The 12,440-nt window shown below is 72.5% G+C and carries 15 protein-coding genes, 1 tRNA gene and 1 pseudogene; 10 read left to right on the top strand and 7 right to left on the bottom strand.

Features of this window, described 5'->3' with window-relative positions:
- Positions 1 to 539 (top strand): annotated as a pseudogene (locus tag B0E53_RS09260) (hypothetical protein); the annotation flags it as partial.
- On the opposite strand, the gene B0E53_RS09255 reads toward B0E53_RS09260, so the two are convergent.
- Positions 499 to 1,023 (bottom strand): potassium channel family protein, encoded by a 525-nt coding sequence (locus tag B0E53_RS09255; protein WP_107075641.1) that lies wholly within the window; start codon positions 1,021 to 1,023, stop codon positions 499 to 501. The pseudogene B0E53_RS09260 and the gene B0E53_RS09255 overlap by 41 nt on opposite strands.
- A 105-nt stretch (positions 1,024 to 1,128) precedes the next feature.
- Positions 1,129 to 1,308, bottom strand: a complete 180-nt coding sequence (locus B0E53_RS09250) for a DUF4236 domain-containing protein (RefSeq protein WP_107075640.1) — start codon at positions 1,306 to 1,308, stop codon at positions 1,129 to 1,131.
- 460 nt (positions 1,309 to 1,768) lie between these two features.
- Here B0E53_RS09250 and B0E53_RS09245 point away from each other — a divergent pair, with 460 nt between their 5' ends.
- The 6 genes from B0E53_RS09245 to B0E53_RS09220 are packed head-to-tail and all read left to right on the top strand — an operon-like array spanning position 1,769 to position 6,985.
- Positions 1,769 to 2,803, top strand: a complete 1,035-nt coding sequence (locus tag B0E53_RS09245; RefSeq protein ID WP_107075639.1) for an ABC transporter substrate-binding protein — start codon at positions 1,769 to 1,771, stop codon at positions 2,801 to 2,803.
- Positions 2,800 to 3,618, top strand: coding sequence for an ABC transporter ATP-binding protein (locus B0E53_RS09240; RefSeq protein WP_107075638.1), 819 nt, complete (start codon positions 2,800 to 2,802; stop codon positions 3,616 to 3,618). The genes B0E53_RS09245 and B0E53_RS09240 overlap by 4 nt, the downstream gene beginning before the upstream one ends.
- Positions 3,611 to 4,471 carry an ABC transporter permease gene (locus B0E53_RS09235; protein ID WP_107075637.1) on the top strand — a complete coding sequence of 287 codons (861 nt, stop codon included), beginning with the start codon at positions 3,611 to 3,613 and terminating at the stop codon, positions 4,469 to 4,471. The genes B0E53_RS09240 and B0E53_RS09235 overlap by 8 nt, the downstream gene beginning before the upstream one ends.
- Positions 4,472 to 4,482: 11 nt before the next feature.
- Positions 4,483 to 5,817 (top strand): LLM class flavin-dependent oxidoreductase, encoded by a 1,335-nt coding sequence (locus tag B0E53_RS09230; RefSeq protein WP_210406006.1) that lies wholly within the window; start codon positions 4,483 to 4,485, stop codon positions 5,815 to 5,817.
- Complete coding sequence (locus B0E53_RS09225; RefSeq protein ID WP_107075636.1) at positions 5,814 to 6,377, top strand: flavin reductase family protein; 564 nt, start codon at positions 5,814 to 5,816, stop codon at positions 6,375 to 6,377. Before B0E53_RS09230 ends, B0E53_RS09225 begins: the two co-directional genes overlap by 4 nt.
- Entirely contained in the window at positions 6,374 to 6,985 is a 612-nt protein-coding gene (locus B0E53_RS09220) for a malonic semialdehyde reductase (RefSeq protein WP_107075635.1), read from the top strand. Before B0E53_RS09225 ends, B0E53_RS09220 begins: the two co-directional genes overlap by 4 nt.
- Before the next feature lie 4 nt (positions 6,986 to 6,989).
- Here the strand turns inward: B0E53_RS09220 and B0E53_RS09215 are convergent, their stop codons facing one another.
- Together B0E53_RS09215 and B0E53_RS09210 are read right to left on the bottom strand one after the other, a co-directional pair.
- Complete coding sequence (locus B0E53_RS09215; protein ID WP_107075634.1) at positions 6,990 to 7,445, bottom strand: Rrf2 family transcriptional regulator; 456 nt, start codon at positions 7,443 to 7,445, stop codon at positions 6,990 to 6,992.
- Positions 7,446 to 7,452: 7 nt separating this feature from the next.
- The gene (locus B0E53_RS09210) at positions 7,453 to 8,367 is read right to left on the bottom strand and encodes an AraC family transcriptional regulator (RefSeq protein ID WP_107075633.1); all 915 of its coding nucleotides are present in this window, start codon (positions 8,365 to 8,367) and stop codon (positions 7,453 to 7,455) included.
- A 152-nt stretch (positions 8,368 to 8,519) separates the two neighbouring features.
- Here B0E53_RS09210 and B0E53_RS09205 point away from each other — a divergent pair, with 152 nt between their 5' ends.
- On the top strand, positions 8,520 to 9,296 hold the full coding sequence (locus tag B0E53_RS09205) for an SDR family oxidoreductase (protein ID WP_107075645.1): 777 nt from the start codon (positions 8,520 to 8,522) through the stop codon (positions 9,294 to 9,296).
- A gap of 79 nt (positions 9,297 to 9,375) precedes the next feature.
- Here B0E53_RS09205 and B0E53_RS09200 read toward each other — a convergent pair whose 3' ends face one another.
- The gene (locus B0E53_RS09200; protein WP_007457244.1) at positions 9,376 to 9,807 is read right to left on the bottom strand and encodes an SsgA family sporulation/cell division regulator; all 432 of its coding nucleotides are present in this window, start codon (positions 9,805 to 9,807) and stop codon (positions 9,376 to 9,378) included.
- Between the two features lie 273 nt (positions 9,808 to 10,080).
- Here B0E53_RS09200 and B0E53_RS09195 point away from each other — a divergent pair, with 273 nt between their 5' ends.
- Positions 10,081 to 10,614, top strand: a complete 534-nt coding sequence (locus B0E53_RS09195; RefSeq protein ID WP_107075632.1) for a TIGR02611 family protein — start codon at positions 10,081 to 10,083, stop codon at positions 10,612 to 10,614.
- Positions 10,615 to 10,664: 50 nt separating this feature from the next.
- Positions 10,665 to 10,736, top strand: a tRNA-Val gene (locus tag B0E53_RS09190).
- A 209-nt stretch (positions 10,737 to 10,945) separates the two neighbouring features.
- Here the strand turns inward: B0E53_RS09190 and B0E53_RS09185 are convergent.
- Together B0E53_RS09185 and B0E53_RS09180 are read right to left on the bottom strand one after the other, a co-directional pair.
- On the bottom strand, positions 10,946 to 11,773 hold the full coding sequence (locus B0E53_RS09185; RefSeq protein ID WP_246835308.1) for an aminoglycoside phosphotransferase family protein: 828 nt from the start codon (positions 11,771 to 11,773) through the stop codon (positions 10,946 to 10,948).
- Positions 11,770 to 12,420 (bottom strand): histidine phosphatase family protein, encoded by a 651-nt coding sequence (locus tag B0E53_RS09180; protein WP_107075631.1) that lies wholly within the window; start codon positions 12,418 to 12,420, stop codon positions 11,770 to 11,772. The genes B0E53_RS09185 and B0E53_RS09180 overlap by 4 nt, the downstream gene beginning before the upstream one ends.
- Between the last annotated feature and the right edge of the window lie 20 nt (positions 12,421 to 12,440).

The following is a 12,440-nucleotide window of genomic DNA, read 5'->3' as shown; positions in this document are numbered from 1 at the left end:
CCGACCGGGCCCTGCTGGCCGCCGCCGCGTCCGGCCGCCCGGCCGAGGTGCTGCTGGTCACCGCGCCCGGCCGGTCGCTGCGCCCGGCGCTGACCGCGGCCGGCTTCCCGCTGGTCACCGAGGTCGAGCTGGTGCCGGCCGACGGCGGGCCGGCCCGGCTGCTCGGCTACGCCACCGCCTCCGACCGGGGCCTGGAGACGGTCAAGGACGCCCTCTGGGCGGTCGACGAGTACGCCGGGGTGCGCTACCGCGACCCGGCCGATCCGGCGGGGCGGCTGCTCGACATCAGCCTCGATCCCGAGCCCGGCCCGCTGCGCCGCGAACTGCTGGCCGAACTCGCCCGGTCCGGTCCGCGTACGGTGACCGAGCTGCGCCGCTTCGCCGCCACGTCGACCGTCTACCGGGCCGCCGACGCGAACCGGGCGCTCGCCTCGCTGCTCGCCGCCGGCGCGGTGACCCGCGACCCCGGGCACGGCCGCCTCGGTGGCGACGTGGTGATCAGCGCCGGTTCGGGCGGGGTCGCCGGGTCATCTGCTTGACCACGATGGACGCGCCGGTGGCGATCACCCCGATGCTGAAGACCATCTGCGCGCAGACCACCACCCGGGCGATCTGCCCCTCCGCGTTGACGTCGCCGTAGCCGACCGTGGTCAGGGTGGCCAGCGCGAAGTAGAGCGCGTCGACCCGGGTCCGCAGGCCGACGAACTCGCCGGGGCGGCTGTTGGCCACCACGTAGTCGGCGAGGGCGAAGACCAGCAGCCCGGCGATGAGCGCGACGGCGAGCCGGATCAGCGCCCGGATCTCCGCGTCGCCGGTCGGCTGGGTGGCGGCGAGCTGGCGGCGTACCTGGCCGGTGACCAGGAACGCGACCACGACCACCAGGACCAGGGTGCCGGCGGAGCGCAGGGCCAGCCGCAGGCCGTTCGGGTCCGGCTCGACGGGGACGACGAAGTAGGCGAGCAGCAGCAGCGCGACGGCCACCGCGGCCCGCCGCCGCTCCCGCCGGAAGGACTGGTCCGCCACTCCGCGATTCTCCGCCCGGACGGGCTGCCCGTCGGCGGAACGGCGAAGCCCGGACGTCGAGCGGGGTGCCGGTGAACCACCGGCACCCCGCTCGACGTCGGGGCGTCACGCCCGGGTCTTGTCCTGCTTCCAGGAGAGCGGCCCCGGCAGGTCCACGCGGTGGGCGCGGGTGTTGGAGTTCCACGACCACCGACCGATCTTGATGCTCCACGACGAGAAGCCGTTCTCGGTGAAGTGAAGGATCACCGGACCGTACTTCTTGCGCTTGCGGAACTGGATGCCCATGGGGTCCTCCTTCGTCTCCCTGCGTCTGCGGGATCGAACATGCCCGAAAGGGCGGTTTGCGAAACCCGGTCGGATCCGGTCTGGACGATGCCCGTCCCGCCCGCCACAATCTCTATTCAACGGGTAGGTGTTAAGGGGCGGTAAATGCTGGTGGCGACGGGTCGTAACAATGCCAGCGACACAGGTCTCACTCTATGGAAGAGCATTGACCGGCGCGCAGATCGGTCGGCAACATGAGGTCATGTCGCAGCGGGACGAGCTTCTCCTCACCGCTCGCGTGCACGTCGACCTGGTCCGGCACGCGAGCGCGCTCTGTTGAGCTGACCGCTCTCGGTCGTCGTATCTCCTCCGCTCGTCCGCTCCCGTCGCCGGCGCATCGTGGCCCGGCCGGCAGCGGCGCGCTCACGCGCCCCTCGCGGGCCCTCGCCACCGCATCGTGGACAGATCAGGAGACCTCTCCATGCCCTCGACCCGTCAGTCGCTGCGGCGTACCGTCGCCGCCGCCGTCACCCTGCTCGCCCTCACCGCCGCCACGGGCTGCGGCGCCGACGCCGCCGCCGGCGGCCGGCAGACCACCCAGCTGCGCTACCAGGGCTCGGTCGGCCAGGTGACCCTCCCCGAACTCGCCGCCGACCTCGGCTACCTCGGCGACGTCAAGCTCAAGTGGATCGGCAACGTCACCGGCGGCCCCGCCGACATCCAGGCCACCGCCACCGGCCAGACCGACTTCGGCGGCGCCTTCAACGGCGCCATCGTCAAGCTCCGGGCCGCGAACGCCCCGATCACCGCCGTGGTCGCCTACTACGGCTCCGACGCCCAGACCTTCCAGGGCTACTACGTCCTTCAGGACAGCCCGATCCACGGGCCCCGCGACCTGATCGGCAAGAAGGTCGGCATGAACACGCTCGGCGCGCACGCCGAGGCGGTGCTCAAGACGTGGCTGGCCAAGGGCGGCCTCACCCCGGCCGAGATCGCCAAGGTCGAGCTGGTCGCGCTGCCCCCGGTCAACATCGAGCAGTCGCTGCGGCAGCGGCAGATCGACGTCGCGGTGCTCGGCGGCGTGATCCGGGACAAGGCCGTCGCCGCCGGCGGCGTCCGCACCGTCTTCACCGACTACGAGCTGCTCGGCGCGTTCAGCGGGGGCAGCTACGTCTTCCGGGACGACTTCATCAGGCGCAACCCGGAGACCGTCCGGGCGTTCGTCACCGGGGTGGGCAAGGCCATCGAGTGGGCGCGGACCCAACCCCGGGAGACCGTCATCGCCCGGCTGGAGTCCATCATCGCCAAGCGCGGCCGCAACGAGGACCCCTCGCTGGTGAGGTACTGGAAGTCCAGCGGGGTGGCCGGGAAGGGCGGTCTGATCAGCGACCGGGAGTTCGCCACCTGGATCGACTGGCTGGCCGACGCCGGTGAGCTCAAGGGCGACCGGCCGAAGCCCGCCGACCTCTACACCAACAGGTTCAACGAGTTCGCCACCGCCGGCGGTGGCGCGTGAGCACCGACAAGATCCTTTTCGACCGGGTGACGAAGGTCTTCCCGGGCCGGCGGGGCAGCGGCGGCGCGGTCACCGCGCTCGACGAGCTGACCCTCGGGGTACGCCCCGGCGAGTTCCTGGTCGTCGTCGGTCCCAGCGGCTGCGGCAAGTCCACCCTGCTCGACCTGCTCGGCGGGCTCTCCACCCCGACCGGCGGGCAGGTGCTGGTGGACGGCCGCCCGGTCACCGGGCCCGGCCTCGACCGGGGCATCGTCTTCCAGCAGTACGCGCTGCTGCCCTGGCGCACCGCCGCCGGCAACGTCGCGTTCGGACTGGAGGCCAAGGGCGTGCCGCGCGCGGAGCGCGCCGACCTCATCACCCACCACCTCGACCTGGTCGGGCTCGCCGGGTTCGCCGACCGCTACCCGCACGAGCTCTCCGGCGGCATGAAACAGCGGGTGGCCATCGCCCGCAGCCTCGCGTACGACCCCGACGTGCTGCTCATGGACGAGCCGTTCGCGGCGCTCGACGCGCAGACCCGCGACTCGCTCCAGGACGAGCTGGTCCGGATCTGGCAGGCCACCGGCAAGACCATCGTCTTCATCACCCACGGCATCGACGAGGCCGTCCACCTGGGCCAGCGGGTCGCCGTGATGACCTCCCGCCCCGGGCGGATCAAGGAGGTCATCGAGATCGAGCTGGGCGACCGGGAGGCCGAGGAGGACGTCCGCTCCTCCGACGCCTTCCGGCACCACCGGCACCAGATCTGGACGCTGCTGCGCGACGAGGTGCGGGCCGCCCAGTCCGCCGTACGAGAGGAGGCCCGCGTTGGTTGACATCGCCGAACGGCCCGCCGCCACGGCGGCCCGGCCCGCAGTGTCCCCGGCGGCCCCCGCCGCCGCGCCCGCCCTGCCCGGACGGCTGCTCGGGCTCGGCGGCCGGGCCCTGCACCGCAGCGTCGCCCTGCTGGCCCTGGCCGCGGTCTGGGAGACCGCACCCCGCGCCGGGCTGGTCGACCGGGTCTTCCTGCCCCCGCTGTCCGAGGTGCTGACCGCCTGGTGGACGCTGCTGCGCAACGGGCAGCTCGCCGACCACGTCGGCGCGAGCCTGACCCGCTCGCTCACCGGGCTGGCCCTGGCCGTGGCCGCCGCCATCCCGCTCGGCCTGCTGATCGGCTGGTACCGGCCCCTCGCCGACCTGCTCAGCCCGCTGCTGGAGGTCTTCCGCAACACCGCCGCGCTGGCGCTGCTGCCGGTCTTCGTGCTCATCCTCGGCCTGGGCGAGACCTCCAAGATCGCCCTGGTGGTCTACGCCTGCTCCTGGCCGATCCTGCTGAACACCATCGCCGGGGTGAAGGGGGTGGATCCGCTGCTGGTCCGCTCGGCCCGCTCGATGGGGCTCAACCACCTGCGGCTGTTCCAGAAGGTGATCCTGCCGGCGGCCGTGCCGACCATCTTCACCGGCGTCCGGCTCGCCGGGGCGTACTCGATCCTCGTGCTGGTCGCCGCCGAGATGGTCGGCGCCAAGGCGGGGCTCGGCTACCTCATCAACTACGCCCAGTACAACTTCGCGATCCCCGACATGTACGCCGGGATCATCACGATCTCCGCCATCGGCCTGGTCGTCAACCAACTCCTCGTCGCCGGGGAACGCCGCTTCTCCACCTGGCGCGTCGACGTCACCGCCTGAGAGGAATCCCCATGTCCCGAACCCTGCACCTCAACGCGTTCCTGATGGGTGTCGGCCACCATGAGGCGGCCTGGCGGCACCCGCGTACCGACCCGGGCCGGGTCGCCGACGTGAAGCACTTCCAGGAGCTGGCCCGGATCGCCGAGCGGGGCACCCTCGACTCGGTGTTCCTCGCCGACGGGCTCGCCGTCGGCCCGGCCGTCCGGCACAACATCCAGGCCGTCTTCGAGCCCCTTACCCTGCTCGCCGCGCTGGCCACGGTCACCGAGCACATCGGCCTGATCGCGACCGCCTCCACCACCTACAACGAGCCGTTCAACCTGGCCCGCAAGTTCGCCTCGCTGGACCACCTCAGCGGCGGACGGGCCGGCTGGAACATCGTCACCTCCGCGCAGGCCCGGGAGGCCCGCAACTTCAACCTCGACGACCACCCGGAGCACGCCGAGCGGTACCGGCGGGCCGCCGAGTTCGTCGACGTGGCGATCAAGCTCTGGGACAGCTGGGAGGACGATGCGCTGGTCCTCGACACCGCGGCCGGCGTCTTCGCCGACACCGACCGGGTGCACGAGATCGCGCACCACGGCGAGCGGTTCCGGGTGCACGGGCCGCTGAACACCCCCCGCCCGCCGCAGGGCCGGCCGCTGCTCGTGCAGGCCGGCTCGTCCGCCGACGGCGTCGCGTTCGCCGCCCGCTACGCCGAGGCCGTCTTCACCGCCCAGCAGACCCTCGCCGACGGCCAGGCGTTCTACGCCGAGCTCCGGCGCGCGACGGTCGCCGCCGGCCGGGACCCCGACGGGGTCAAGGTGCTGCCCGGCATCGCGCCGGTGATCGGGGGTACGGAGTCCGAGGCCCGTGCCCTGGCCGACGAGCTGGAGGCGCTGATCGTGCCCGAGCACGCCCTCGCCCAGCTCTCCGGCATGACCGGTCTCGATCTCACCGGGCTGCCGCTGGACGGGCCGCTGCCCGACCTGCCCGACGTCTCCGCCGTGCAGTCCCACCAGAGCCGCTACCAGCTCGTGGTCGAGCTGGCCCGCCGGGAGAAGCTCACCATCCGGCAGCTCATCGGCCGGCTCGGCGGGGGTCGCGGGCACCGGGTCGTCGCCGGCACCCCGGAGCAGATCGCCGACCAGATCGAGCTCTGGTTCACCCAGGGCGCCGCCGACGGCTTCAACGTCATGCCACCCCTGCTGCCCCACGGACTGGAGGCCTTCGTGGACCACGTCGTTCCGCTGCTGCGCCGGCGCGGCCTGTTCCGGCACGAGTACGCCGGCCGTACCCTGCGCGAGCACTACGGGCTGCCCCGCCCCGCGAGCACCTACGCCGCCGGAGAGCTGGTGACCGCGTGACCACCGTGGACCGGCCCGGTGCCGGCACCGTCGAGCTGCGTCCCGTTGACGCCGACACGTTCCGCGGCCTGCTGCGCCGTCAGGCGTCCACGGTCACCGTGGTCACCACGCCCGGCCTGTCCGGCGGCCGGCACCTGCCGTCGCTGCCCCCGGCCGGCTTCACCGCCACCTCGTTCACCTCGGTGTCGCTGGACCCGCCGCTGGTCTCCTTCTGCCTGGGCCGCGAGTCGTCGAGCTGGCCGACGGTGGCCCGCGCCGAGCACGTGGCCGTGCACCTGCTCGCCTCCGGCCAGCAGGAGGTGGCGCGGATCTTCGCCACCAGCGGGATCGACCGGTTCGCCGCCCACCCCGGCTGGGAGACCGGCCCGTTCGGGGTGCCGCTGATCGGCGACGCCCTGGCCGTGCTGCTCTGCCGGGTGGTCCGCCGGATCGAGGCCGGCGACCACACCCTCGTGCTCGCCGAGCCCCTGGCGCTCGGCGCGGGCGAGGACGGCGACCCGCTGGTGCACCACCGCGGCGGCTACACCACCACCCTCGGCGCCTGGCCGGAGACGTGGTGAGCGCACCCGCCGGCGAACTGCTCGCGCTCGACCGGGCCGCCCAGGACCTGCTGTTCCGGGCGGCCCGGACGGCCAACGCGTTCACTGACGAACCGGTCGACGAGGAGCAGGTCCGGGCGATCCACGACCTGGTCCGTCACGGCCCGACCGCGCTGAACGCCCAGCCGCTGCGGGTGCTGCTGCTGCGCTCGGCGCCGGCCCGGGCCCGGCTGCTGCCGTACCTCAGCGCCGGCAACCGGGACAAGACGGCGGGGGCGCCGCTGACCGCGGTGCTCGCCGCCGACGTGGACTGGCACGACCGGCTGCCCGAGCTGTTCCCGCACCGGCCCGGCGCGCGGGACTGGTTCGCCGGCGACCGGGCCGGCCGCGAGGCCCAGGCCCGGTTGAACGCGGCGCTCCAGATCGGCTACCTGCTGGTCGGGGTACGCGCCGCCGGGCTGGCCGCCGGCCCGATGGCCGGGTTCGACGCGGCCGGGGTGGAGCGGGAGTTCTTCCCGGACGGCCGGCACCGGGTGCTGCTGCTCATGAACATCGGCCGGCCGGCGCCGGACGCGTGGCGGGAGCGGCTGCCCCGGCTCGACTACGCCGAGGTGGTCGACACCCTCTGAGGCGTCAGCGGGGCTCCCAGGCGTCGGGGCGGGCGATCAGCTTGCGGACGTGGCCGGGGAGCTTCCCGCTGGCCATCTCGGCCAGGCTCACCTCGTCGACCACCTGCCGGACGGCGGCACGGACGGCCACCCAGAGCCGCGGCAGGTTCTCCGCCGCGCCCTCGTACCGCGTCTCCTCGGGGCGCAGCCCGCGTACCCCGGCGAGCGGGCCGTCGACGGCGCGCAGGATCTGCCCGATGGTGATGTCGCGCGGCGGCCGGGCCAGGGTGTAGCCGCCCTCGGCGCCGCGCTGGGCCCGGACGATCCCGGCCCGGCGCAGGTCCGCCAGGACCGCCTCGAGGAACTTGCGGGGCATGTCCTGCTCCGCCGCGATGGCCTGGGTGGACAGCAGGGTGGGGTACGCGGTGGCCAGGCTCAGTGCGGCCCGGACCGCGTAGTCGCCGCGCGCGGAGATCTGCACCCTGCCATCATGCCCGGACGGCGGGGGCGGGGGAGTCGGCGGGCGGGCGAGGGCGCACCATGCGGACGGGCAGCGGTTGCTCCCGGGCGGCCCGGAAGGCCCCGGGGCTCACCCCGACCTCGCGGGTGAAGAAGCGACCGAAGTTGGTCGGCTCGGGGAAGCCGAGCCGCCGGCCGATCCGGGCGATCGGCTCGTCGGTGGCGGCGAGCAGCCGGCTGGCCTGCAACGCCACCCGCTCGTCGATCACCTGCTTGGCGCTGCGGCCGGTCACCGCCAGGCAGGCCCGGGTCAGGGTACGCACCGAGCAGCCGAGCTGGGCCGCGTAGTCCTCCACCCGGCGGGTGTGCCGGTAGCCGCGCTCCACCTCCCGGCACAGCCGCCGGAAGGTCTCCGTCTCGGCCCGCGGCGTGGCCCGCTCCTCGCCGCCCGGGAGCAGGCTCAGCCGCAGCAGCAGCACGGCGAGCTGGTGGCGCAGCAGCGCCGCGGCGGCCGGGATTTCGGCGTGCCGGTCGGCGTCCACCGCCAGCTGGGTCACCTCGCTGATCACCGCGTCCTCGTCCTCCCCGGCGAGCTGCCGGTACGCCGGCACCGCGTCCGGGTCGACGTTGAGGCCGCGCAGCGTCTCCGGACCCCAGCGCACCACGGTCGCGTCGAGCTGCGGGCCGAGGCAGCGCAGCACCTGTCCGGGGCGGGCCCGCAGCAGCGTGCCCGGGCGGCAGGGCAGCGCGCGGAAGTCCAGCTCGGCGCTGCCGTGGCCGTGGGTGACCAGGATCAGCAGGTCGGCGTCGAGCAGGACCGGCCGCGACCAGCCGGACGCGGGCGCGAGGTCGCTGAGCGCACCGGTGACGATCTCGTCGGTGTCCACGCCGGGCGCGGCCAGGTCGGTGCGGGTGGCCGGGGAGGGCTGACCGGTAGTGACCATCGTCCCGACGGTAACCGCCCGCCGCGCACCTTGCATCTCGACGGTTTCGGCCGGTCTTGTCGGCACTGACCGGGGACGGTTAGGTTACCGATCGGTAGCGCCCGGGCTGGCCCGACCGGCCCGCGGCCCCGCACACCGGCGATGGGATGGGCATGACGGATCTGTTCTCGGTCGAAGGCAAGACGGTCCTGGTCACCGGCGGCTCACGGGGGATCGGCCTGATGATCGCCCGGGGCTTCGTGCGGGCCGGCGCCAAGGTCATCATCTCCTCGCGCAAGGCCGACGTGTGCGAGGCCGTGGCCAAGGAACTCTCCGCCGAGGGGCACTGCGAGGCGATCCCCGCCGACCTGGGCGACGACGAGGGCGCGCTCGGGCTGGCCCGGGCCGTGCGGGAGCGCACCGACCGGCTCGACGTGCTGGTCAACAACGCCGGCGCCACCTGGGGCGCGCCGCTGGAGTCGTACCCGGAGACCGCGTTCGACAAGCTCTGGGCGGTCAACGTCAAGGCCGTCTTCCGGCTCACCACCGCGCTGCTGCCGGCGCTGCGCGCGGCAGCCGGCCCCGACGACCCGGCCCGCGTGATCAACATCGGCTCGATCGACGGCATCCGGGTGCCGTGGATGGAGGTGTACGCCTACTCGGCGACCAAGGCGGCCGTGCACATGCTCACCCGCAGCCTCGCCCACCAGCTCGCCGGCGAGCAGATCACGATGAACGCGATCGCGCCGGGGCCGTTCGAGAGCAAGATGATGGCCTTCGCGCTGGACGACCCGGCCTCCCGGGCGGCCATCGAGCAGCAGGTGCCGCTGGGCCGGATCGGCCGCCCCGAGGACATGGCGGGCACCGCGATCTACCTGTCGTCGCGGGCCGGCGCGTACCTCACCGGGGCGGTGATCCCGGTCGACGGCGGGATCACCACGCACGGCTGAGCCGCTCGCGGCGTACCCCTGCACTGACGGGCCGGGGCCGCGCGGACTCGGCAGATCCGCGCGGCCCCGGTGTGCCGTGTCAGCGGCCGGCGAGCAGCCGGTTCACCGCCGTGTCGACGTCCAGGTGCTCGGCCTCGCGGCCGCGCGGGACGACGACGTAGGTCCGGCGCAGGAAGCGCACGAGCACGCTGCGCGGGACCTCGAAGAGGGCGTTGCCGTCCGGGGACGACAGCGCGAGCGCGACGAAGTCGCCGCGCGGGGTGGCCCACGGCCAGACCCGGACGTCGCCGATGCCGGCCGGCTCGTCGAGCCCGGTGACCAGCAGTTCGCGGGCGAACGACCAGCTCACCGCCTCGCCGCCGGCGGATTCGGCGTGGAACAGGACATGGACCGCATACGGGTCAGCAGGGTCGTAACGCAGACTGGCACGCACCGGCAAGGCGGTGGCGTCAGGCGCGACGAGCCTTAGCGACGTCTCGACCTCTACGGTCGTCGGTCGGATGACACTCATGGACGTTCTCCCCCCGGCACCGCTGCGGAACGCGCGTGTCCCGCTTTTCCCATACTCAGGTGCTGCTCCTGGCTACGCTCCGCCATACGCTGACTTCACCCAGTGGTGGGAAGGGGGTCGGAAAGCCTTCGAGAACGTGAAAGTTCTTGTAGGATTTCCGCTTCCGCCCGATCCGTCATCCCGCCCGGCAACGGGTGGTTCAGTCGTCGACTTACTCCGGTAACGTCCAGTCCTCAGCGAGGGTGACGGTCCCGGGCGACACTGGGGGTGGAAATGGTCACGAGGGGTTCCTCGGTGGCAGCGAGGACCACGGCCGGCCCGCCGAAAGGTGCGGCCCGAGCAGCCGAAAGTCGGGGGTACGAGGTGCCTGTCGAAGGGGGTCCGCGGACCGCTCTCGTGGAGCGGCGCCAGGCGGGATGGCGGGGGCGCCTGCACACCACCCTCGAACTGATCCGGGCCAACCCCACCGGCCGGGTCGCCCTCAAGATCTTCATCGGCGTGCTCGGCGCCGTCGTCGTCACCATCGGGGTCGCGCTGATCCCGCTGCCCGGGCCCGGCTGGCTGCTGGTGATCGCCGGCCTCGGCGTCTGGGCCGTCGAGTTCCATTGGGCGCGGCGGCTGCTCGCCTTCACCCGCCGGCACGTCAACGCCTGGACCCGCTGGGTCACCAGCCGGTCGCTGCCCGTGCGCTGCGCCCTGGGCGCCGTCGGGCTGGTGTTCGTGTCGGTAGTGGTGTGGCTGTCGCTCAAGTACAGCCTCGGCATCGACCTCGTGGCACGGACGCTGCACTACCTCGCGACGCACTGAGACCCGGTTTTTGGTCCGCGCTCTCGATCAGGTAGAGTCATCGGCGCTGAGGGCGATTAGCTCAGCGGGAGAGCGCTTCGTTCACACCGAAGAGGTCACTGGTTCGATCCCAGTATCGCCCACGATGAATATAGGCAGGTAAGAAGCCCGTCACCGCAACCGCCGGTAACGGGCTTCTCCGCTGTTGCCCCTTAAATTGGGAGCAGATTGGGAGCAGACCGCTCCCTGGCGCACCGACGCCAAGCCGGCATGGCCAACGCTCGGCTCGTGCCACTCGTTGACAGTCGAAACACCAGGCACGGCTGGTGTCACGCGGAATCAACTCAGCTGCTCAGGACCGACATGCCGTGCGCCCCGGCGACCAGCTCTGCGCGCCGTCGTGCTGGAGCGGCAGCTTCGTCAGGACGTCGATGTGGACACAATGGCGTATTACAGCCCGGTCTGTAGCTGTGAGCTCGCCGTAGGCTTCGAGGAAGCTCGTACGTAGATCTGGGCGCAGCGGCCAAATCTGGGTGGCGAGTCGTACGAGGTCGCGGGCGGCGAGGTCGTAGTGGCTGTGCTCGAAATCGATCAACCCGACGGTCCCGTCGTCGCTGTAGATCATGTTTCGTGGCATGAAATCCAAGTGGCATGGCATGGCGGGCAGGGGTGCGAGGTCCCGGAGGGCTCGCATGTGGGCGCGTACCTCGGCTCGGTAGCTCGCCGCGATCTGGTCTCCGGCGTGGTGGATCCAGTACTCGGCGCGTTCGGCGAGCCAGGCGGTCCAGTCTGGTTCGAGGCGGGGCGGTCCGGCGGCATGCAGCGTCTTGAGTAGCTGTCCTGCCTGCCGGTACGCCTTCTCCTCGGCCTCAGGGTCGAGCTGACGCTGGGTGAGCGGGACGCCTGGCAGGGCGGTCACCACGATCGCGGGCGGGTCGTCCGCTGCGGCGAGCAGGCGGGGTGCCCTGTCGCCGAGTGCGGGGATCCAGGTGCGGTAGGCGTGGACTTCCTGGATGTGGCGTTCCGGGCTGCGGTGCACCTTGACGATGACTTCACCGTGGGCGCCGGTCGAGGCGCGTAGTGCGCGGGTGCCGGCGTGGCCGGGATGCCAGGCGACGGGTGCTGCGTCGGCGTCGAGGAGGCGCTGGCAGAGGTTCAGGAGAAGGTTGAGGTCAGTCACCGTGGGTTCCTGAGGTGCCGGGTGTCGTTGTGGGTGACGAGCTGCCAGATGGTGCGGCCGAAGCGGTTGGTTGGTTGCTGCCACCGGGTGAGCGAGGCGTGGTTGGTGACGAAGCCGAGTCGAAGGCAGGCGTTCTGGGGAAGGCCGAGGAGCAGGGTGTGGGCTGCCTCGACGGTTTCGCCGTGGGCGGCAATGAGGATTCGTTCGCCGTTGTGTCTGGCGAGGATCTTCTGGAGGGTGGTCGCTGCCCGGTCGAGGTACTGGTTCCAGGTTTCGGAGCCGTGGGCGTACGGGTGGTCGGGAGCGTGCTGGGGCGGTCCCTGGAAGGCGGTCTTGACATCCGCCCAGGGCTGGCCGTCGGCGTTGCCATGGTCCGGGCCACGGAGTTCGGGTTCGATGGTGGCAGGCAGGTGTAGGGCTCGCGTGATGATCTCGGCGGTTTCGAGCACGCGAAGCCGTGGGGTGGCGTAGAAGGCGGCGTATGGCCGGTGTGAGTGCTCGTCGGCCAGGCGGGCGGCGAGTTGTACGACCTCATCGCGGCCGAGGGCGGTGAGTCCGGTGCAGCCGCGTTCGCCGCCGACGATGCCGGCGACGTTGCAGGCGGCTTCGCCGTGGCGGGCGATGACGAGTTCGGTGGTGGGGACCATCCGGGGGCTCCTTGCGGTGT

It is taken from the genome of Micromonospora sp. MH33, from assembly GCF_003013775.1.
Classification (GTDB): domain Bacteria; phylum Actinomycetota; class Actinomycetes; order Mycobacteriales; family Micromonosporaceae; genus Micromonospora; species Micromonospora fulviviridis.
Note: the sequence above shows the minus strand (reverse complement) of the source record. Positions and strands in the feature narration are given on the sequence as shown.